The organism is Naasia sp. (assembly GCF_025465545.1).
In the GTDB taxonomy this organism is placed as follows: Bacteria; Actinomycetota; Actinomycetes; order Actinomycetales; family Microbacteriaceae; genus Naasia.
On sequence record NZ_JAODMK010000014.1, the window covers coordinates 1 to 20,933 of the forward strand.

Here is a 20,933-nt window from a genome sequence, read left to right on the forward strand (position 1 = left end):
GACGATCTCACGGACCTGCCTGTGACAGCGGAGTCCGGCGTGGGGGAACTGATGACAGCGACAGATGCGGCGAATCCGCCGAGTGCAACGCGCCGTCAGCTCGGCATCGATGTCGGCGGCTCGGCCATCAAGTGGTCGATCGTGGGCGACGGACAGCTCGAGCGCACCGGCTTCCTCGCGACGCCCCGTACCGGCGGCACCGCGGTCATCGACGCGATCTGCGAGCTCGCGACCACCCTGGATGCGGCGCCCTCCGCCATCGGGCTGACGTTCCCGGGAACGATCGACGCGCTGCGCCGCCGAACCCGCTTCATCCCCAACGTCCCCGGCGACTGGGACGGGTTCCCCGTCGCCGAGGTCGTCGAGCAGCGGACCGGGCTGCCGGTCGCTCTGCTCAACGACGCACGTGCGATGGCCTACGCCGAGTTCGTGGCGGGCGCGGCCGCCGGCGAGCAGAACGCGCTCTTCATCGCCCTCGGCACCGGTGTGGGTGGCGCGGTCGCCCTGGGCGGGAAGATCCTCATCGGCGACGTGGATTCCATCGGCGAGATGGGTCATTTCCCTTCCGAGGCAGACGGCGAGCTGTGTCCCTGCGGCGGGCGGGGCTGCCTCGAGACCCTCGCCTCCGCGTCGGCGATCGTCGGCCGCCTCTCGCGCACGTTGATCACGGCGCAGTCGGCCGTCCTCAACGAGCTGTGCGGCGGACGAGTCGAGAATCTCACCGCGCGAGTCGCGTCGGAAGCGGCCCTCCGCGGCGACCCATGGGCGCTCGACGCCTTCGCTCGAGCCGGTCGCGCGATCGGCATGGCCGCCGGAGCGACCTGCATGCTGCTCCAGATCCCGACCCTCGTCCTGGGCGGGGGACTCGCACCGTCCGTCCCCCTGATGCTTCCCGAGGTGCGTCGCATCCTCGACCAGCGCATCTCCATCTCGGGACCCATCGATGCGCGCGTCGGGACTTTCGGCGCCGAGGCGGGATCGGTGGGGGCCGCCCTGTACGCCGCCTCCACCTTCGATCCGCCTCCGTCCACCTCCACTTCCCACCGAAGGAGCAATGCCTGATGTCCTGGATCGACGAAGCACGACACGTCCTCGATCGGATCGAGTCCACCCAGTCCGAGGCCATCGAGCGGGCGGCGGACATCGCGGCCGCCGCGATCGGCGGCGGAGGAGTCGTGCACACGTTCGGCACCGGCCACTCGCGCATCCCCGTGGAGGAGATGTTCCCGCGCTACGGCTCGTACCCGGGCTGGCACCCGCTTGTGGAGCTCTCGATGACCTTCCACACGGAGATCGCCGGCTCCAACGGTCAGCGCCAGGCGATGTTCATCGAACGTGTGCCCGGCTTCGCCGCCGCGATCCTCGCCAACTTCAAGCTGCGCCCGAGCGACGCCATCCTCATGTTCAGCGCGACCGGCCGCAATGCGGTGCCGGTGGAGACCGCGATGCTGGCGAAGGAGGCCGGGCTGAAGGTGATCGCCGTCACCTCCGCCAGCGAAGCACGTGCCGTTCCCGCCACCCACGAGTCGGGCACGATCCTGGCCGACCACGCCGACGTCGTCATCGACATCTGCACCCCGCTGGGTGACGCGGCGATCGCCATCGACGGCTGGGCGAACAAGGTCGGCCCGGTCAGCAGCATCGCCAACATCACGATCGTCAACGAGCTGAAGGTGCGGACCGCTCAGAAGCTCGCCGACATGGGCATCGAGCTTCCCGTGCTCACCGGCGCGCAGATCGTGGGGGTCGACGCCTCCGCGCAGCTCTTCGAGAGCGCCTACCTCGAGCACGCACGGCGCAAGGCAGACGTCCTCAAGGTGGGACCCGCGATCAGGGTGTCGGCTTGACGAAGCAGGCCTGGGTCGTCGGAACCGACGGGGGCATCGGCGGCGCCTGCATCGTCGGTCTCGCGGAAGACGGATTCGCGGTGCACGGATCGGATCGGCCCGATGAGGACATCACCATGCCGGGGGTCGCGGATCGCGTCGCGTCGGCGCTGGCCGCCCAGGGCGGGTTCACCGCGGCCGTCCACACCATCGGCATGAGCGGTCGACGCTTGGGCGATGGCCCGGTGTCCGAGTGCACCGACGAGGCCTGGGACGAGGTGATCCGCGTGGATCTGACCTCCGCCTTCTACTTCCTCCGCTCCTGTCTTCGGCGCTCGGAACCCGGCGCGTCGATCGTGCTGATCGGATCCGCTCTCGCCAGAGGCCTCGACGGCGACTTCCTCACCGCGGCGTATCGAGTCGCGAAGGCGGGCCTCATCCCGCTGCTCGAGGCCGCCGCCTACGAGGGAGCCCGACGAGGCATCCGGGTCAACCTCGTCGCGCCGGGTCTGGTCGATACGCCGATGGCGGCTCGCGCGCTCGGCGACGAGAGCATCCGCTCCCGTTTCGGCGAGCTCATGCCATTGACCCGCCGCCCGTCGTCCGCGGACGAGGTCGCCTCGGCGGTCCGGTGGCTCGTCAGTGAAGACTCGCCTCAGACGACAGGAGCCGTCATCCCCGTCGACGGCGGCTGGCTCCTTCGCTGACCCACTGCCCTGTGCTCCCAGCAGGAGCGTGAAAGGACCGCACCGATGAACGACACCTTCCGTCCCGAGCTCATCCGCACGCCTCCGGACACCGCCTGGTCTCTTGTGCGCCTGTCCGTCGGCGATGCCGTGCACTACCCCGAGCTGTGGGCAGGCGACGTCGCGGTCGTGGGTGGCGGCTCGGCAGGCAGCGCAGCGGCGGTGATGGCAGCGCGGCATGGGGCGAAGACTCTGCTCATCGAGAGCGGCGGCTTCTTCGGAGGAACCGCCGCCGGGGTGCTCGACACCATGTACGGCTTCTTCCCCGCGGGCAGCGAGGAGCGAATCGTCGGCGGCATCGGGTGGGAGGTCGCGGATGCCCTGCTTCGGGACGGTCAGGCGGTGCTGCGGGGCAACACCTACGGCGCGGGCACGGGCGTCACCTACGAACCAGAGGCCCTGAAGCTCGAATGGGACCGTCAGCTGCTCGCAGCGGGGGTGACTCCGCTGCTCCATTCGCGCATGAGCGCGGTGATCATGGACGGCAGCACCGTCTGCGGGGTGATCGTGCTGACCCGCCGCGGTCCCTTCCGCATCACGGCCCGCAGAGTCGTCGATGCGACGGGTGATGCGGACGTCGCCTGGGCAGCGGGCAGCTCGTTGGAGATGCCGGAGGAGAAGCGTCGCGTCCAGCCGCTCACGACCACCTTCCGCGTCGGCGGTGTCGGTGAGCCGGCGAAGACCCCGGAGATCCACCGCCTGATGGCCGAGGCGGATGCCAGCGGCGAATACCGCCTCCCTCGGCTGGAAGGCTCCGCGCACTACACCGTGTTGCCCGGCGTCTACCACACCAACATGACCCGGGTGGCCGGGATCGACCCCACCAACCCGTGGGCCATGACGGCTGCCGAGATCGAGGGACGCTCGCAGGCCACGGAGTACGCGCGCTTCCTTCGTGACAAGGTCCCCGGATATGAGGAGTCCTACCTCTTGGCGACCTCGGTATGGATCGGTACTCGGGAGACTCGACGGCTTCTCGGCGAGTATGTGCTCAGGAAGGAGGACGTGCTGGGCGCTCGGCAGTTCGACGACGCCATCGCTCTCTGCGGCGCCCCTGTCGAAGATCATGACGGTGGCGCCGGGACCATCTGGCAGTACGTCGGCACGAACGGCGAAGGCGGGCCGACCGGGAAGTCCTACGGCATCCCCTACCGCTGCCTGCTTCCCGTCGAGACGGAGGGACTCATCGTCGCGGGCCGATGCCTGTCGGCCACCCACGACGCGCACGCGTCCGCTCGCTCCATCGCTCAGTGCCTGTCCTACGGGCAGGCGGCCGGAACCGCCGCCGCCCTGTCGGTCTCCGCGGACGTGCGGCTCCGCGATCTGGACCGGAACGCGCTCCGGGCGGCGCTCGTCGCTGACGGCGTGATCCTGTGACGGGCTCGACGGGCGGGTTCGTCCGCACCGTGCTCGGCGACCGTGCGTCGATCGGCCCGGGCACGGTCTACATGCACGAGCACCTCATCATCGATTCACCGCTCATCGCGGACCGGTTCCCGCATATCCACCTCTCTGACGTCGAGGCCGCCGTCGAGGAGGTTGTCGCCTGTCGCGAGGCGGGGGCCGTGCTGATGGTGGATGCGATGCCCGTCTCCTCCGGACGAGATGCGGTGCGTCTCGCCGCGATCTCGACTCGCACGGGCGTGGATGTCATCACGGCGACCGGTCTGCATCACGACCGCTACTACGGACCCGCCCACTGGACCAACCGCGTGAGCGTCGACGAGCTGATCAGCGCATTCGTCGCGGACCTCACCGAGGGCGTCGATGAGTTCGACTACACGGGCCCTTTCGTGCATCGGACGCCGCATCGAGCCGGGCTCGTCAAAGTCGCCACAAGCGGCGAGATCCCGGATGACCGCGATGTGCGCAACATGACGGCCGTTGCGGAGGCGGCGCTGATCACCGGCGCGCCGATCCTGACCCATTGCGAAGGCGGCGTCGGCGGCCTGGCCCAGATCGAGTTCCTCGTCGGCCGGGGGATCGCACCCAGCCGAATCATCCTCAGCCACGTCGACAAGTCGGGGGACCTCGGCTATCTGCGGGCTCTCGCCGGCACGGGTGTCGTGCTCGAACTCGACCAGGGACTCCGTCAGGCGGGGAAGGGCCTGTCATCGATCACCGTGCGGGCGACCCTCGATCTGATCACGGCGGGGTACGGGCGACAGCTCGTGGTCGGCACCGACGGTGCCCGGCGGGACCTGTGGACGTCTCTCGGAGGATCCCCCGGCCTGGCCTGGCTGAGCGCGCAGCTTCCGAAGCAGCTCGCCGAGGCGGGAGTGTCCGCCTCGGACATCCGAAGCATCTTCCGGGACAACGCGGTCCGCGCCCTCACCTGGTCCCCGAGCGCCGCGATTCAGCCCTCCTGAGTGCCGGACAGCGAGAACACGGCATCGATCACGTATCTCTCCGGCGCATACACGGTCGTCGTGAACTCGAGCTCCTTCGACTCCTGATCGGAGATCACCCGCTCCTCGGTCAGCACCGCCGACCGAGGAGCCAGTCCCAGGAGCTTCGCCTCCTTCGCGGTGGCCGCCCGCGCGCTGATCCGGCAGAGCGCAAGGGTCGGCTCCCTTCCGAAGGTCCTCAGCGCCTCGTGGAGTGAGCCCTTCTCGAGGTCCCCGCCCAGCAGGGGCAGGCAATCCGGCGTGAGCCGCGTGTGCTCGATCGCCATCGGTGACCCGTTCGCCAGGCGCAGCCGGATTATCGCAACCAGTCGCAGCCCGGGTGCGAGTCCCAGCGCAGTGGACTCCGATCCGGTGGGCTCCCGGAGTTCCGCCGAGATGAGCTGCGAGGACGCCATCAGCCCTCGTCGCTTCATGTCCGCCGTGAAGCTCATCAGCGGGCCGAAATGGCGATGCATCGGCGTGGCAGCGATGAACGTCCCTGCACCGGGCCGCCGACTGACCAGCCCTTCTGAGGCGAGGTTCTGCACGGCATGACGAGCGGTCATGCGGCTCACACCGAACCGGGTCGCGAGTTCCGTCTCGGAGGGGAGGGGGTCTCCCTCCTTGCCTGCGTGCACCTTCTCGCGGAGCCAGTCCTCGATGGCTTGCGCCCTCGTCGTGCCGCCCGCCGTCGTCATCGCGTCGCCCTTCCCGCCGAAAGGAGTCTATTGCGTGGCCGTCGCCAGCCGTCTATACAGGCGCGCAGAAGCTGTGCATACTGCTTTGGCGGCAGAGAGACGCCACCGGGATCCGGCGGCGTCTCTGCAGTGCCTGGACCGGTGCGGGCAATCCGTGCCTGCACCGTGCGGTCAGATCAGTCGTCCTCGCTGTCGCCCTCGTCGTCGGAGCTGTCATGCCCGGAGTTCGCGGAGTCGTCCGACTGCTCGTCCTCGGCGGTGTCGCGTGCCGCCCTGTCGGCTGCCTTCGCCGCATTCTTGGCCGCCTTGTCGGCGTGCTTCTGTTCGTGCTCGGCGTCCTTCGCGGCGTCGCGGGCGTCCTCCTCCGCATCCTCCGCGGCCTCGCGGGCGTCCTCCTCGGCGTCCTCCGCGGCCTCGAGTGCGTCCTCCGCGGCGTCCGCGGCGTCCTCGAGTGCGTCCTCTTCCGCTCGGGCGGCATCGCCCGCCGGCGTGGAGTCGTCGCCGTCCGCGGCGCTGGACGTGTCGTCGCTCTGCGACTCGTCGTCCGCACCCGCGAGCTCGTCGTCGGCGCTGTCGTCCGCTGCCGCCTCGTCCGACGCGGTGTCGTCCGGGGTGCTGGCGTCCGAGGCGCTGTCGTCCGCGGAAGTGACCTGGCTCGGGTCGGTGACGCCGTCCGAGCTGTCGTCCGTCGGCGCGATCACGGTGGCGGCGGTGTCGAAGGCCTCCTGAGCGACGATGGGCAGCACATGTGCTGCGCCGGCCCCGACGACGGTCGCCGTGGCGGCCGTGACCCCGATGCTGACCTTTGCCACGAGCCCAAGCCCGACGAACCATCCGAACATTGCGTATCCCCCTTGAGACTGCGACCCCCCCGGCCGCACCTCGGAGACTAGGCCGGGGGGAGTGCGCCCGGGGAGCCCCACAGCGGGGGCCCCTCGATGCGGGGCCAGGCCGCGAGCCGCCGCCGAAGAACGCAGGCGGAGGGTGAACTCGGTTGATGTCCGGTCGACAGGGGCCGGCTGCAGGCGACCGGCGTCGTGGTCGGCGTGCCTAGAGGAAGACGACGTTGCAGGTGCGGCAGGACCAGTAGGGAGTCGCGACCTCCCCGCCGGCTTCGAGCCTTCCGCCGCAGTCCGGGCACCGGCTGGCGGGAGCGCGGTCGGCCGGCGTGTTCACGAGCGGCGCTGCCCGAAGTCGGCGACGACAGCGTCGGGGTGCTGAGCGTGGGTGAGACGAGTCTCCATGGTGCGGTGCGGCGAGCCGATTCGGTGCTGCCGCTTCCTCCCGGTCCCCACGCTACGTCCGTTCGGCCTGGCAGCCAAGCGCCGGATTCCCCGCGGAACCACGGGCTCGCCGGCAGGAGCGCACAAGGAGAGAGCCCTCCCGCTCCTCGTGGAGAGCGGAAGGGCTCGACCTTCGTGCTGTCAGGTGGTGCTCGTAAGGATGTGTTCGACGTGGGGAGACGCCGCATTCCAGGGGCTGAAGGCCGGCCGGGTGAACCGTCCTCTGTACCCCATGAACAGCATGCCTGTCCGCAGGATGGGGGACAAGGGGGTCGACTTCCCCACTTCGCGGGTCAGCGGACGAGCAGCACGCCGACCAGGAAGGTGGCCGCCGCAGCGCCGAGCGTGCCGGTGGCGGCCCACATCAGGACTGCATCCCGCCGTCGGGGCTCGAAGGTGGAGCGGCGGTGGCCGCTTCCTCCCTCGACCGGGAAGGAATGCACGGGGGCCACGTCAGAGGCTCCGAACCGATCGAGCATCGACGAGGTGGCGACCGGATCGCTGTCGCCTTCGCGCACCTCGTGCGAGAAGAGCGCCTGGCGTGCCGGGCTGAGCAGGGAGTCGGAGCGCGTGGTGCTGGCCATGCTGACCGTGCCTCTCGAGGCGTCGTGATGCCTCGCTATCGACCGAGGACAGCGTCCTGGCCGGGCTTCGCTGACTGCGTTCGTCCCGGCGTCGGACGGGGGTGGGGCTCCCCGGTGAGGAGAAAGTACCGCGCACCCCCGACATCCGTGCGGGGGTTTACCGAATTGTCATCATGTGTATCCTGCCCGGGCGCCTTAGGGGATCGTGCGGCGGCTGTCCAGGGCCAGCTCAGCGGAGGCGACACGCAATCCACCAGGACTACGCTGGTCGCGCTCGACTATGGACGACAAGAGGGATTCGCCTTGGTGACACTGCACAGGCTCACGGTCAACGGACGTGACTACTTTCTGCCGGATCCGGTGACCCAGCTCAAGGGTGAGATCCTCCGTGCCATCCAGGCGGGGGGCGGCTATGTCACCATTCCGCCGCTCCGCGGTGGACCCGGGCTGGAGATCCTGTTCTCGCCGGGCATGCCCGTGCTGTGGGCGGAGATCGATGTGAGCGGCGGGAACGACGACGCCGACCATCAGCCGCAGCACGCCGGAGCGTACGAGGACCCGAGCGGCTTCGATCCGCTGATGTGATCCGGCCGCTCGCGGCCCGCCCATCGGGGTGACCGGTCGCCCTAGACGGCGACGACGGTGACTCTGTCCTTGCCCTCGGTCTTCGACCGGTACATCGCCTCGTCGGCCTCGTGCAGCAGGCCCTCGCCCGTCATCGAACGACTGGACTCGGGGGAGTGCACGGCGACGCCGATGCTCGCCGTGACGAGGAAGCCGTCGGCGACTCCGGGGAACGGCTGACGTATCGACTCCCGGATCCGCTCCGCGATCAGCAGAGCGGTCGCCTCGTCCGCGTCCTCGCAGAGGACCACGAATTCGTCGCCGCCGAGCCGCCCCACAGTGTCCTCTCGGCGCACCACCTCGCGCAGCCGCTCGGAGATCTCTGCCAGCACCTGGTCGCCGGCGGCGTGGCCGAGCGTGTCGTTGATGGGCTTGAACCCGTCGAGGTCGACGAAGACCAGGGCGACGGACGTCTTGCGCTGCCGGGCGCCGAGGACGACGTCGCCCAGCCGCGTCCGGAGGAGATTGCGATTGGCGAGCCCGGTGAGGCTGTCGTGGAACGCGTCGTGCCTGAGCTGGTCCTGCAGGCGGAGCCACTGGAGCACCTGCGCGGCCTGCCGGCCCAGTGCGCTCTGCAGGTCCAGCGCGCCGCTGTCGAAGGTGCGCTGCCGGCCGAAGAAGGCGACGACGACGCCGAGAGGGGTGGTGCCCTGGATCAGGGGCGCCACGGTCAGCGCCTCCAGATGCGCGTCGAGCATCGCCCGCGCGAGCGCGGGATACTTCCGCTCCGCCTCGTCCACGCTCGTCACGACGACCGGCATTCCGGAACGGAGCGCTTCGGTCTCGGGGCCGGAATCGGAGCGGGGAAGCGACATGCCGATCGGGTGGACTCCCGCCCGGAGGCGGAGATCGCCGTTGCCCTCCAGCAGGAGGACCGCGGCGGCGCGCGCGTCGAAGGCGTCGTGCATCGTGGAGACCAGCGCCTCGGCAAGCGCCTCCTCCGAGGTGCTGGAGCCGAACCGTCCCGACGCCTCCTGCAGCACCCGCACCCGCGCCTCCGACTGCTCGGACGCACGACGAGCCAGGAGCAGGTCCCGCTCGTAGTCCTGCCGCTTGGTGGAGTCGAACACGGCGGTGCGCACGGAGACCGGGGAGCCCGCGTCGTCCCGCACCAGGATCGAGTTGACCAGCACCGGGAGGACGGTGTCGTCAGCCCGCCGGACGCTCAGCGCGGCCTCCCGGATCTCGCCCTCGAGGCGGAGGATCGGCAGGAAGCGGGTCTCGAAGAAGAGACGGCTGCCGACGCTCAGGAGGCTGTCGAACGAGCGGCCCAGCAGCTGCTCGCGGGTGTAGCCGGTCCAGTCCAGGAAGGTCTGGTTGACGCGGACGATGCCGCCTGAGATCTCTGCGGAGAGGTATCCGCATGGCGCGTGCTCGTAAAGCTCCTCCGCGGACTCCGCGGTCACGAGGACTGCTCGGGGGCAGGTCGCCGGGTCATGCGAGATAAGCCAGGATCTCTGCCGAGACCAGCTCCGGATCGGAGAGATTGGGGCAGTGCCCGGTCGTCGGCATGACGCGGAGCGTGCTTCCCGGGATGTGCTCGTGCACGTACTGGCCCACCTGGCGCGGGGCGATGGCGTCGTCCGCCGACTGGAGCACCAGCGTCGGCACGGAGACCGCCGCGAGGTCACGGCGGTTGTCGGACAGGAAGGTGACCCGGGCGAAGTGCCGCGCGATGGCCGGCTCGGTGCGGCAGAAGCTCTCAGTGAGCTCGGCGCCCAGCTCCGGGCGCTGGGGAACGCCCATGATGACGGGCGCCATCCCCGCGGACCAGCCCAGATAGTTGGCATCGAGCGCGTCCAGCATCGACTCGATGTCCGGCAGTGTGAAGCCCCCGGAGTACCCGTCGTCGTCGATGTACCGCGGCGAGGGGCAGACGAGGATCAGCGCGCGGAAGCGGGACGGGTCCATGTTGGCGGCCAGCACGCCGATCATCGCGCTCACCGAGTGGCCCACGTAGACGACATCGTGCAGGTCGAGCTGCTCCAGGATCTGCAGCAGATCCTCCGCGTACCCGTGCAGGGAGTCGTATCGGCTGCGCTGGTAGGCCGAGAGGTCCGAGTTGCCGGCGCCGACGTGATCGAACAGCACAACGGGGTGGTCCGCCTCGAAGGCGGGCGCCACGTGCCGCCACATCTCCTGGCTGCAGCCGAACCCGTGCGCGAAGACCAGGGGCGAGCCGGACGCGGCACCGAGCACGTGAACGTTGTTGCGGCGCCGCACGTCCGCCGTCGGCGCGGTTGCTGTCACCGAGTACCTCCTGGGATGGGCACGCGGCACTCGGCGGGTCCGGACGGCACGGCGGCCCTTTCACTATAAGTGTCAACCTCCAATTGACGCAGTTAGGCGCATGCAGGACCGAGTGACAGGCTGTCGGTACGGAGTGGAGAGGGTTCTGGACGTGGTCGGAAGCGCGGAAGCTGGCACTGCCCTGCAGCTCGGGATCGAGCGCGAGGAGATGGTCCTCGTCTACCAGCCGGTGCGCCGCCTCGACGACGGATCGGTGCAGGGCGCCGAGGCGCTGGTGCGCTGGATGCGCCCCGAGCTCGGTCAAGTGGCTCCCGACGACTTCATCCCGCTGGCCGAAGCCACCGGCCTCATCGTGCCGCTGGGGGAGTGGGTGCTCGGTGAGGCACTTCGCCAGCTCACCGAGTGGCGCAGGAGCGCGTCCGTCCCGGACGACTTCCAGATCGCCGTCAACCTCTCGCCCCGGCAGTTGGAGGACCCCGAGCTGGTCGACAGCGTCGCGCGGCTGCTGGACTTCCACGAGGTGGAGCCGAGCGGGCTCATCCTCGAGCTCACCGAGTCGGTTCCGGTCGCCGATGCCGACTCCGTCGCCCGGGTCGCCGAGATCGCGGCGACCGGTGTCTCCATCTCGATCGACGACTTCGGCACCGGCTACGCCTCGTTCGCGCACCTTCGCCGCCTGCCCGCCCGGCAGCTCAAGGCGGACCGCTCCTTCGTCGCGGGGCTGCTCACCAGCCCGGTGGATGCGGCGCTGGTCGGCACGCTGATCTCCCTCGCCCACGATCTGGGCATGACCTGCGTGGCCGAGGGCGTGGAGACGCTGGGACAGCTCGAGCTGCTGCGGGAGCTCGGCTGCGATCTCGGGCAGGGCTACCTGCTCGGCCGCCCTGCCCCGGCCGTTGCGCTGACGCCGGCCGAGCTGATCCTGCCCTGGGTGGGGCCCGTCGGCGCCTGACCCTCCTGACCGGCGTCCGATTCAGCTCTGGCAGCGGGGGCACCAGAACACGATGCGATCGGTGCTCCCCTGCCCGGGACTCACCGGATCGCCGAGGCTGTCGGTGATGATTCGGGTGCCGCAGCGGCGGCACGGCTCGCCCGCCCGGCCGTAGACCCACTTGCCCTGGCCCTTGCGGGTGTTGCCGGTGAAGACGCGGGAGGGGCGGTCCCGGTTGGCGAACATGGTCCGCCGGCTCAGGGCGACCCACGCGGGCAGATCCGGGACCTCCCTCACCGGCCGGGTGGGCAGCACCCCCCGGAGGAAGCAGATCTCGCTGCGATAGACGTTGCCGAGCCCCGCCATCACCCGCTGGTCGAGCAGGGCGATGCCGATGGGGCGCTCGCCCTCCGCCCGCAGCCGGCGCTCGGCCTCCGCCGCATCCCAGTCGGGGCCCAGCAGGTCGGGGCCGAGATGACCGAGGACGTCGTACTCCTCGGTGCGGGAGAGGATGTCGAGCGCGCCGAGGGAGAAGCCCACCGCCTGCACATCGACGGTGCCGAGCACGATTCGGGCCTCGTGGGCGGGCCGGTTCCACCGCCTGCCGGGGGCATAGAGGATCCACTCGCCCTCCATCTTCAGGTGCGAGTGGATCGTCGTGTCGCCGAGGCGCATCAGCAGGTGCTTGCCGCGGGAGAGGACCTCGTCGATGGTCCTGCCGGTCAGGTCCACCGTCGCGTACTGCGGCACCCGCACATCGCACGAGGTGAGCACCTTGCCGCGGAGTGCCGCGTCCAGGCGCTTGGCGGCGCGGTAGACGGTGTCGCCCTCAGGCACGGAGCCGGAGTCCGCGGGGAGTGGGGGAGAAGCCGGCGCTCTCCAGCGCGGTGCCCACCTCCGTGCCGAGCACGAACTCGCCATTGACCTTCTCGATGGCGAGCTTGTCCACGAACCCGGACCGCACCAGATCGCCGAGCGCCGCAGACGCCTGAGTGAGGTCGCCTGGGTCGTCCGTGAACGTGAGGAGGGTCTTGCCGCCGCGTTCGAGGTAGAGGGCGAGCGAGCCGTCGACGAGCACGACCAGCCCGCCCGCCTTGCGTCCGGGGCGGTGGCCCTCGAGCTGCGGCCACGGCAGGGCGGCCCCGTACGGGTTGGCCGGATCGGTCGCCGCGAGGGCGAGCACGGGGGTGTCGCCCCGGTCGTCGCCGGGCGCCCTGCTGAAGGAGCGCAGTCGATCGACGGCGCCGCTCGTGGCGAACTGCGCGGCGCCGAGCGACTCGATGAAGTACCCGCGACGGGCCTTGCCGCTGTCCTCGAAGGCGCTCAGCGTCTTGTAGACGAGAGCGAAGCCGCCCGGGACGCGCTCGCTGGCCACGGCGCCGCGGGTCACGACCCCGTACCGGTCCAGCAGGATCTCGGCCGTCGCGGCGGCCCGCACGGTGGTCTCCGCCTCGGCGAGCGGCACGATCGACCAGCGGCCGCTCACGAGCGGTGTGCCGGAGCGGGCGGGCATCGAGGGTCGGCTGCGGCCCCGGTAGGAGCGCGTGCGGGTGGGGCGGCGCGGTTGGCGATGGGCGGAGCCGCCCGAGCCGACCATCGCGCGCAACGGGGAGAACGTGTCGCCCGTCACGAGACCCGCCCAGACCAGATTCCAGATCGCCGTCGACATCGCCTCGTCGTCGAGGCTGCCCACAGAATCGGAGAGCTGGCGGAAGAAGTAGCCGCCGCCGGTGCCGAGTGCGGCGAGGATCTCGGTCTCGAGGGGGCTGAGCTCGGGCTCGGTGGGTTCGGGCAGGGTGACGGGGACCGTGTCGGCGAGGTGCAGGCTGACCCAGCCGTCGTTCCCGGGGAGCGGCCCCGACCCCGTCCACAGCACCTCGCCGGTCGCGGTGAGCTCGTCCAGCATGCTGGGCAGGTAGTCCCGGACCCGGGCGGGCAGCACCAGGCTCTCCCAGGCGGACGCGGGGATCGGCACGCCGCCCAGCTGATCGATGACGGCGGCGACCCCGTCCACCCCGCGGAGTCTGCCGCCGACCTGCTGCCAGCTGGGCAGGAAGCGCGCGTAGGCGGTGCCGTCGACGGGCTCCACCTCCTTGCGGAGCGCCGCGAGGGAGCGGCTCCGCAGCCGACGGAGCACTTCTGCGTCACACCATTCGGTGCCCTGGCCACCCGGGCGGAACTCGCCGTCCACCACGCGCCTCTGGGCCGACAGCCGCCGGAGGGTGTCGGTGACGACCGCGGTGCCGAGGCCGAACCGGGCGGCGGCTGCCGCGGCCGTGAAGGGTGCGTGCGTCCGGGCGTAGCGACTGATCAGGTCGCCCAGCGGGTCCTCGACGGGCTCGACGAAGGCGGTGGGGGTGCCGATGGGGAGGGGGACCCCGAGCGCGTCCCGGAGCCGACTGGCGTCCTCGATGGCGGTCCACCACTCGCTTCCGGCGAAGGACACCCGGAGTGCGCGGCGGGAGTCGACGAGCTCGGCGAGCCAGCCCGCCGCGGAGGCCCGGAACTCCGGCTCGAGCCGCTCCCTGACCTCGTCCTCGGTGAGCGGGCCGAGCAGGCGGAGGTGGTCGGCGATCCCCTCCAGGTCGTGGCCGCGGCGGTCCACCGCGAGTCGCTGGAGCTCGAGCTCGGTGCGCTCGATCACAGCGGGGTCGAGCAGCTCGCGGAGCTCGGTGCGCCCGAGCAGCTCGGAGAGGAGGGAGGTGTCGAGGGAGAGGGCCGCCGCCCGGCGCTCGGCGAGCGGGCTGTCGCCCTCGTACATGAACGCGCCGACGTAGCCGAAGAGGATGGAGCCGGCGAACGGGGAGGCGGACTCGGTGGTCGTCTCGACGATGCGGATGCGGCGGGACGCGATCTCGCGGGTGATCTGGTCGAGGGCGGGCAGGTCGTAGACGTCCTGCATGACCTCGCGGATGGTCTCGAGGATGATCGGGAACGACGGGTACTTGCGGGCCACGTCGAGCAGCTGGGAGGCGCGCTGCCGCTGCTGCCAGAGCGGCGAGCGGCGGGCCGGGTTGTAGCGCGGGAGCAGGAGCGCCCGGGCGGCGCACTCCCGGAAGCGGGACGCGAAGAGGGCAGACCCGGCGACCTCCGCGGTCACGATCCCGTCGATCTCGTCGGGGTCGAAGACGAACAGGTCGGCGCCGGGCGGCTCCGCGTCGGTGTCGGGGATGCGCACCACGATGCCGTCGTCGCTGGCGATGGTGTTGCCGTCGATCCCGTATCTCTCCTCGACCCGTGCGCCGACGGCCAGGGCCCACGGGGCGTGCACCTTCATCCCGTACGGGGAGTGCAGTACCACCCGCCAGTCGCCCAGCTCGTCGTGGAAGCGCTCGACCACCATCGTGCGGTCGGTCGGCAGGGTGCCCGTGGCCGCGCGCTGCTCGGTGAGATAGGCGAGGAGGTTGCTGGTGGCCCGCGCGTCGAGCCCGAGAGCGCCCACCCGGTCGGTGCCTGTTGCGGCGTCCAGCGAGCCCACCTCGCGGAGGAAGGCGCCGATCGCGCGCCCCAACTCGGCCGGACGACCGAGTCCGTCGCCCTTCCAGAACGGCACCCGGCCCGGCTGACCGTAGGCCGGGGTGACGAGGACGCGATCGTGGGTGATCTCCTGGATGCGCCAGCTGGTGGCGCCGAGGGCGAAGACGTCGCCGACCCGCGACTCGTAGACCATCTCCTCGTCGAGCTCGCCGACGCGGGACGAGCCTTCACCGCCGACCATGAAGACGCCGAAGAGTCCGCGGTCGGGGATGGTGCCGCCCGAGGTGACCGCCAGCCGCTGGGCTCCGGGACGACCGGTGAGGGTGCCGGCGTCGCGGTCCCAGACGATGCGCGGCCGCAGCTCGGCGAACTCGTCCGACGGGTAGCGGCCGGCCAGCAGGTCGAGGGTCGCCTCATAGGCGGAGCGTGGCAGGGAGCCGAACGGGGCGCTGCGCCGGACCAGGTCGAACCACTCCTCCACGTCCAGCTCGTCCATGGCGGAGGCGGCCACGGTGTGCTGGGCGAGGATGTCGAGCGGGTTGGCGGGAACGGCGATGGCCTCGATCTGGCCGGTCACCATGCGGCCGGCCGCGACGGCGGAGTGCACCAGGTCGGCCCGGTGGGTGGGATAGACGACGCCGCGGGACACCTCGCCCACCTGGTGGCCGGCGCGGCCGAGGCGCTGCAGCCCGCTCGCCACCGACGGCGGGGCCCCCACCTGCACGACGAGGTCCACGGCGCCCATGTCGATGCCCAGCTCGAGGCTCGAGGTGGCGACCACGCAGCGGAGGCGCCCGCTCTTGAGGTCGTCCTCGATGCCGGCCCGCTGCTCCTTGCTGACGGAGCCGTGGTGGGCGCGGGCCAGCACCGGATCGGCTCCCCGCGTCGACCCGCTCTGGGCCTGCATCAAGGCGACGGGCACCCCGGCCGGGGCGAGCTCCAGCTCCTGCCGCTCAGACCAGACCTCGTTGAGGCGGGCGGTGAGGCGCTCGGCGAGCCGCCGCGAGTTGGCGAACACGATGGTGGAGCGCTGCTTCTCGACCAGATCGACGATGGCCTCCTCCACGTGCGGCCAGATCGAGCCCTGGGCGGGGGCGCCGGGGGAGCCGTCGAGCGCCGGTGGGGCGCCGAGGTCGGTCATGTCGTCGACGGGGACCACGACGCGGAGGTCGAATCTCTTGGTGGAGGTCGGCGCGACCAGCGCGACCGGGGCCCGGCCGCCGAGGAAGCGCGCGACCTCCTCGATGGGCCGGACGGTGGCGGAGAGGCCGATGCGCTGCGCCGGCTTGGCGAGCAGGGCGTCGAGCCGCTCGAGCGAGACGGCGAGGTGCGACCCGCGCTTGGTGGCCGCGACCGCGTGCACCTCGTCGACGATCACGGTGTCGACGCCGCGGAGCGTCTCCCGCGCGCTCGAGGTGAGCATGAGGAAGAGGGACTCGGGGGTCGTGATGAGGATGTCGGGCGGGTCCCGAAGCAGCGCACGCCGGTCGCCCGCTGGGGTGTCGCCGGACCGGACCCCCACCCGGATGTCGGGAGCCGGCAGGCCCATGCGCTTGGCGGTCTGGGTGATGCCGACGAGCGGGCTGCGCAGGTTGCGCTCCACGTCCACGCCGAGCGCCTTGAGGGGCGAGAGGTAGAGCACCCGGGTGCGGGGCAGGTCGGGATCCCGGGTGCCTGCGGCCAGGCGGTCGAGGGCCCAGAGGAACGCGGCGAGCGTCTTGCCCGACCCCGTGGGCGCCACCACGAGGGCGTGAGAGCCGCCCGAGATCGCGTTCCACGCCCCCGACTGCGCCTCGGTGGGGGCGGGGAAGGCGCCCTGGAACCACTCGCGGGTCGCCTCCGAGAAGAGGGCGAGTGCCCCCGCTTCCGCGGGTGTGTCGGGTGTCACCCCGACATTCTCGCCGCAGCTCCCGACATCCGGCAGGGAGTCAGGCCTGCCGGCGTCCGAGGAACGCCACGACGTCGGCCAGCTCCTCGTTCGAGACGCTGTGTCCGAGGTCCTCGTAGATGTGCGACTCCAGCGACGAGTGGCGGGGCAGCCACTGCTCGGTGTGCTCGATCGCGATGCCGGGGATCACCTCGTCGACGGTTCCCCTGCCCCAGAACACCGGCGGCCTGCGCCGCTCCAGCTGTGCGTCGCCCGGCAGGTCGCCGGAGGTGACGTAGCCCGAGAGGTGCACGAGGTAGGCGAACCGGTCCGGCGCGTGGCGGAGCATCTGGGTGGCGACGGCGGCGCCCTGGGAGAAGCCGAGCAGTCCGATCGACGGGGGAGCGACGGGGAGCTCGTCGAGCCAGCGGAGCACGGCCCGCGCGGCCGCGTCGACTCCGTCGCTGTTCGGCTCACCCGGCGTGCCGAGCTCGTACCACGACCAGCCGGCCCCGTACGGGCTCGGGGCCCGCAGCGATGCGATGACGGGATGCAGCGGCAGCCGCGGGGAGAAGGAGAACAGGTCGCCCTCGTCGGCGCCCACGCCGTGCAGCAGGATCAGGAGCGGCCGGTCGGCGAGGGCCTTCGGGGCGGACGACCAGAGCACCGCGTCCGGGTCCACGCGGGGTTGGCCAGCATCCGTCATCGGTCGATCTTCGCATCCGGAAGCTGACAGGACGGCGGGAGGCCGGGGAAGGGCTGGTAAGAATGGGGGATGAGCTTCGTTCGGACCCCCGACCCGAACCCCGGCTGGCTGAGCGACGAGGAGCTCGAGAGCATCCGGCAGCGGCTGCCCCTGCTCTACGTAGAGGCGGTCCCCGTTCGGGTGGACGGCCTGGGGCAGGTCACCGAGGTCGGCATCCTGCTCCGCGTGAGCCAGACCGGCAACATCGCCCGCTCGATCGTCTCAGGCCGCGTCATGTACGGAGAGACCCTGCGGGACGCGCTGTTCCGGCACCTGGAGAAGGACCTCGGTCCGATGGCCTTCCCGCAGCTGCCGGTGAGCCCGAACCCGTTCTCGGTGGCGGAGTACTTCCCGCAGCCGACCCTCAGCCAGTACACCGACTCGCGCCAGCACGCCGTCGCCCTCGCCTACGTGGTCCCCGTCACCGGCACCTGCGAGCCGCGCCAGGACGCCCTCGAGCTGACCTGGCTGACACCGGAGGAGGCGGCGAGCGACGCGGTGGCCGCCGAGATGGACGGCGGTCGCGGCGCTCTGGTCAAAGCGGCCCTGGCGTCCGTCGGCCGCCTGACCTAGAGCGTCCCCTCGCTGAGCTGCCCAGCTCTGCGGCAACTCAGCGGTGACGTGCCGCAGTCCCTGGCCCAAGCATGCGCCAGGGGCCCAGTGGGCGGGTTGCTTCCGCGAACTCACACTGACGCGAAAACGCTCCGGCGGTCCCGAAGGACCACCGGAGCGTTTCGGCAGGAGCGGAAGGCTCAGCGGCCGCCGGATCGGCGACCGGCGCCGGCCTGCGACATGCGGACCAGACCGCCGACGGCGAGCGGCTTGGCGGGTGCGCCGTTGCCGCGAGCGGGACGGCCCTCGCCGCGGGCAGGACGACCGTCTCCGCGGGCGGGCCGGGCGTCGGTCCGCTCACCGGTGCGCTGTCCACCCCTGCGGGCGCGGTTGCGCTCGGCGTTGGCGCCAGTCGAGCGGCCGGAGGGCGCCTGCTCGGTGCGGATGGAGGGCGTCACGTGCGCCGCGACCACGCCGACGAGCTGGGCGATCGTCTCGCCCGCCGCGCTCGCGGCGACCGGGATCGCCGTGATGGCGGCCTTCCGGAGCAGGGCGCGCACGTCCGAGCGCTGTTCGGGCAGCACGACGGTGACGACGTCGCCGGCCTTGCCTGCCCGGGCGGTGCGACCGGAGCGGTGCAGGTAGGACTTGTGCTCCATGGGCGGGTCCACGTGGACCACCAGGTCCACGTCGTCCACGTGCACGCCGCGGGCTGCAACGTCGGTGGCCACCAGCACGCGCACCTCGCCTGCGCCGAACGCGGCAAGGTTGCGATCGCGAGCGGCCTGGGAGAGGTTGCCGTGCAGGTCGACCGCGGGGATGCCGGAGTCGGTGAGCTGACGGGCGAGCTTCTTGGCGGCGTGCTTGGTGCGGAGGAACAGCACCCGGCGTCCGCTGCCGGAGGCCAGCTTGTGCACGAGGTCGCGCTTGCCGTCGGTCCCGGTCACTTCGAGGATGTGGTGCGTCATCGCGGCGACAGGCGAGTTGGCCTCGTCGACGGAGTGCAGCACCTGGTTGTGCAGGAAGCGCCCGACCAGCTTGTCCACGCCGTTGTCGAGCGTGGCCGAGAACAGCAGGCGCTGCCCGCCGGACGGGGTCGCGGCGAGGATGCGCGTCACGGCGGGGAGGAAGCCGAGGTCGGCCATGTGGTCGGCCTCGTCGATGACGGTGATCTCCACGGCGTCGAGGCTCACGAAGCGCTGCTTCATGAGGTCCTCGAGGCGGCCGGGACAGGCGACGACGATGTCCACGCCGGATTTGAGGGCCGCGACCTGGCGGCTCTGGGAGACGCCGCCGAAGATCGTGGTGGTCTTCAGGCCGTAGGGGGCCGCGAGCGGCTCGATCACGGCTGCGATCTGGGTGGCCAGCTCCCGGGTCGGCGCCAGGATGAGCGCAGTCGGGTGGCCAGCACGGCGGGATCCGCCGGAGAGCGCCCCAGCGAGCCGGGCGATGACCGGGATGGCGAAGGCGAGGGTCTTGCCGCTGCCCGTCTTGCCGCGACCGAGCACGTCACGCCCGGAGAGCGTGTCGGCAAGGGTGTCGGCCTGGATGGGGAAGGGCTCCGCGATGCCCTGCTCGGCGAGCACGGAGACGATGCGGCTCGGCACGCCGAGCGCGCTGAAGGAAGGGGTAGAGCTCATGGAGAACGAGTGCCTTTCAGGCAGTATCCGACCGGAATCGGTCGGAGAGGCGAGTGCACCGGACGGCGCATCCGTTCGCCGTTAGAAGATCCATCGCAGGGATCGGATCCTTGGGATCCGCTCCGCGGAGTGAGGGGCGTTCTTTCGACGCAGGCGCACGCAGATGGGCGCCAGATTCGTCAAGCCTACCGGCTTTCCGCCTCGGGGTGGTAACGCTCGCCCACCGGCACCGCCACTGCCAGCCGATTCCCGGGCGGCGCGAGCGGGCACGCCCACGCCTCGTCGTAGGCGCACGACGGGTTGTAGGCGAAGTTGAAGTCGACCAGGAGAGCCGCCCGGCCGGGACCGAGATCGGCGCCCTTCACCGTGTCGAGGAGGTACCGGCCGCCGCCATAGGTGTCGAGCGACGGGTCGCCGACCGGAAGGAACAGGCCGCCGCCGTAGGAGTCGAGCCACCACACGTCGAGGGGGCCGGCATCCGGGACCTCGACTCGGCCGACGAGCTGGAAGGGGACGACGCCGTCGGTTCCCGTCTCGACCTCCCACAGCCGTGGCTCGGCGGGAAGCAGGGGAAGCTCGAAGCGCCAGCTCGGGTCGTAGTCCGCCACCGGCAGCCCCGTGAACCCGGCTCGCTCCTCCGCCGGGATCGGCGAGGCGGGGTGGCTGGCGAAGAGGCGGTCGCGCCCCTCCCGCCAGAGCCGGTGCCCCTCCTCGGGGTCGGCGGCACGGACCGCGGCGTAGAGCGCGGTGACCTGGCGCCGCCAGTCGAGGATGTCCAGCGCGTCCACCTAGACGGCCGGTTCGCCGATGCGCGATGACCAGCTCGGCGCCAGGTGGGTGAGGCGGGCGCCCCGCCACTGCCACAGCGCCCACAGACCCGGCCAGACGGCCGCCGTGTAGGGGCCGGCCGAGTAGCTGAGCCGGTCCCGATACAGGGTCTTGCCGGTGCCGGCGGGGTCAGCGGCGATCGCCATCCGGTGGTCCCAGCGGGTGAAGAGCGCGTTCAGCCCGGAGTCGCCCGTCCCGTTGTCGCGAAGGATCTGCACGCCCTCGTGGCGCCGCTCCGGGAACTCCAGGTTGAGGGTCTGCCGCCCGATCGGCACGGTGCCGGCGACCATCATCCGCACCGGGTGCGCGCCGGGCTGCCAGCGCGACGGGAACCCGCTGGGCTCGAGCGAGGCGATGTCGATGAACGGCGCGGACACCTCCCGGAAGACCGTGGGGGACTGCAGCGCCCTCCAGGCCGCCTCGGGCTCGCAGTCGAGGAGAAGCTTGAGCAGGACCCGCATCGCGCCAGTCTGACACGCGGGTCTCAGCGCGGAA

At 71.2% G+C, this 20,933-nt stretch carries 19 protein-coding genes; 8 read left to right on the top strand and 11 right to left on the bottom strand.

The genetic code is table 11. The features are described from left to right. From JWR33_RS03965 to JWR33_RS03985, 5 genes are all read left to right on the top strand, one after another. The coding region (locus JWR33_RS03965) for an ROK family protein (protein WP_297409654.1) at window positions 1-1,062 on the top strand (1,062 nt) is incomplete at its 5' end. Further along, window positions 1,062-1,847 (top strand): sugar isomerase domain-containing protein, encoded by a 786-nt coding sequence (locus tag JWR33_RS03970; RefSeq protein WP_297409655.1) that lies wholly within the window; start codon window positions 1,062-1,064, stop codon window positions 1,845-1,847. The genes JWR33_RS03965 and JWR33_RS03970, both read left to right, overlap by 1 nt. After that, a complete protein-coding gene (locus JWR33_RS03975) occupies window positions 1,844-2,533 on the top strand; it encodes an SDR family oxidoreductase (RefSeq protein WP_297409657.1) in 690 nt (229 codons plus the stop codon). The genes JWR33_RS03970 and JWR33_RS03975 overlap by 4 nt, the downstream gene beginning before the upstream one ends. Window positions 2,534-2,578: 45 nt before the next feature. Next, window positions 2,579-3,949 (top strand): FAD-dependent oxidoreductase, encoded by a 1,371-nt coding sequence (locus JWR33_RS03980; RefSeq protein ID WP_297409658.1) that lies wholly within the window; start codon window positions 2,579-2,581, stop codon window positions 3,947-3,949. Next, a complete protein-coding gene (locus JWR33_RS03985) occupies window positions 3,946-4,941 on the top strand; it encodes a hypothetical protein (RefSeq protein ID WP_297409659.1) in 996 nt (331 codons plus the stop codon). The genes JWR33_RS03980 and JWR33_RS03985 overlap by 4 nt, the downstream gene beginning before the upstream one ends. Here JWR33_RS03985 and JWR33_RS03990 read toward each other — a convergent pair. The 3 genes from JWR33_RS03990 to JWR33_RS04000 all read right to left on the bottom strand — a co-directional run bounded on the left by JWR33_RS03990 (window position 4,929) and on the right by JWR33_RS04000 (window position 7,524). Then, the gene (locus JWR33_RS03990; RefSeq protein ID WP_297409660.1) at window positions 4,929-5,657 is read right to left on the bottom strand and encodes a GntR family transcriptional regulator; all 729 of its coding nucleotides are present in this window, start codon (window positions 5,655-5,657) and stop codon (window positions 4,929-4,931) included. The two genes, JWR33_RS03985 and JWR33_RS03990, sit on opposite strands and share 13 nt — an antisense overlap. Window positions 5,658-5,833: 176 nt before the next feature. Beyond that, entirely contained in the window at window positions 5,834-6,499 is a 666-nt protein-coding gene (locus JWR33_RS03995) for a hypothetical protein (RefSeq protein ID WP_297409662.1), read from the bottom strand. Window positions 6,500-7,233: 734 nt separating this feature from the next. Beyond that, window positions 7,234-7,524, bottom strand: coding sequence for a hypothetical protein (locus JWR33_RS04000; RefSeq protein ID WP_297409664.1), 291 nt, complete (start codon window positions 7,522-7,524; stop codon window positions 7,234-7,236). Between the two features lie 306 nt (window positions 7,525-7,830). Between JWR33_RS04000 and JWR33_RS04005 the strand changes: the two genes are divergently transcribed. Further along, window positions 7,831-8,109, top strand: coding sequence for a hypothetical protein (locus JWR33_RS04005; protein WP_297409667.1), 279 nt, complete (start codon window positions 7,831-7,833; stop codon window positions 8,107-8,109). Between the two features lie 41 nt (window positions 8,110-8,150). Here the strand turns inward: JWR33_RS04005 and JWR33_RS04010 are convergent, their stop codons facing one another. Then, window positions 8,151-9,554, bottom strand: a complete 1,404-nt coding sequence (locus tag JWR33_RS04010) for a diguanylate cyclase (RefSeq protein ID WP_297409669.1) — start codon at window positions 9,552-9,554, stop codon at window positions 8,151-8,153. Window positions 9,555-9,582: 28 nt separating this feature from the next. Continuing rightward, the gene (locus JWR33_RS04015; protein ID WP_297409671.1) at window positions 9,583-10,398 is read right to left on the bottom strand and encodes an alpha/beta hydrolase; all 816 of its coding nucleotides are present in this window, start codon (window positions 10,396-10,398) and stop codon (window positions 9,583-9,585) included. A 151-nt stretch (window positions 10,399-10,549) separates the two neighbouring features. Here JWR33_RS04015 and JWR33_RS04020 point away from each other — a divergent pair, with 151 nt between their 5' ends. After that, a complete protein-coding gene (locus tag JWR33_RS04020; protein WP_297409674.1) occupies window positions 10,550-11,350 on the top strand; it encodes an EAL domain-containing protein in 801 nt (266 codons plus the stop codon). Between the two features lie 21 nt (window positions 11,351-11,371). On the opposite strand, the gene JWR33_RS04025 is transcribed toward JWR33_RS04020, so the two are convergent. From JWR33_RS04025 to JWR33_RS04035, 3 genes are read right to left on the bottom strand one after another with little or no spacing between them, the layout of a single operon-like run. Further along, complete coding sequence (locus JWR33_RS04025) at window positions 11,372-12,166, bottom strand: DNA-formamidopyrimidine glycosylase family protein (protein WP_297409676.1); 795 nt, start codon at window positions 12,164-12,166, stop codon at window positions 11,372-11,374. Continuing rightward, window positions 12,159-16,694 (bottom strand): ATP-dependent helicase, encoded by a 4,536-nt coding sequence (locus JWR33_RS04030; RefSeq protein WP_297409678.1) that lies wholly within the window; start codon window positions 16,692-16,694, stop codon window positions 12,159-12,161. Before JWR33_RS04030 ends, JWR33_RS04025 begins: the two co-directional genes overlap by 8 nt. Window positions 16,695-16,734: 40 nt before the next feature. Further along, window positions 16,735-17,379, bottom strand: coding sequence for an alpha/beta fold hydrolase (locus JWR33_RS04035; protein WP_297409680.1), 645 nt, complete (start codon window positions 17,377-17,379; stop codon window positions 16,735-16,737). 69 nt (window positions 17,380-17,448) lie between these two features. Between JWR33_RS04035 and JWR33_RS04040 the strand changes: the two genes are divergently transcribed. Next, entirely contained in the window at window positions 17,449-17,991 is a 543-nt protein-coding gene (locus JWR33_RS04040) for an NUDIX hydrolase family protein (RefSeq protein ID WP_297409681.1), read from the top strand. A gap of 179 nt (window positions 17,992-18,170) precedes the next feature. Here JWR33_RS04040 and JWR33_RS04045 read toward each other — a convergent pair whose 3' ends face one another. From JWR33_RS04045 to JWR33_RS04055, 3 genes are all read right to left on the bottom strand, one after another. Next, window positions 18,171-19,610 (bottom strand): DEAD/DEAH box helicase, encoded by a 1,440-nt coding sequence (locus JWR33_RS04045; RefSeq protein ID WP_297409682.1) that lies wholly within the window; start codon window positions 19,608-19,610, stop codon window positions 18,171-18,173. 185 nt (window positions 19,611-19,795) lie between these two features. Further along, window positions 19,796-20,398: a DUF1684 domain-containing protein gene (locus JWR33_RS04050; protein WP_297409683.1), complete on the bottom strand. Its 603-nt coding sequence runs from the start codon at window positions 20,396-20,398 to the stop codon at window positions 19,796-19,798. Beyond that, window positions 20,399-20,899 (bottom strand): hypothetical protein, encoded by a 501-nt coding sequence (locus JWR33_RS04055; RefSeq protein ID WP_297409684.1) that lies wholly within the window; start codon window positions 20,897-20,899, stop codon window positions 20,399-20,401. Window positions 20,900-20,933: the final 34 nt, after the last annotated feature.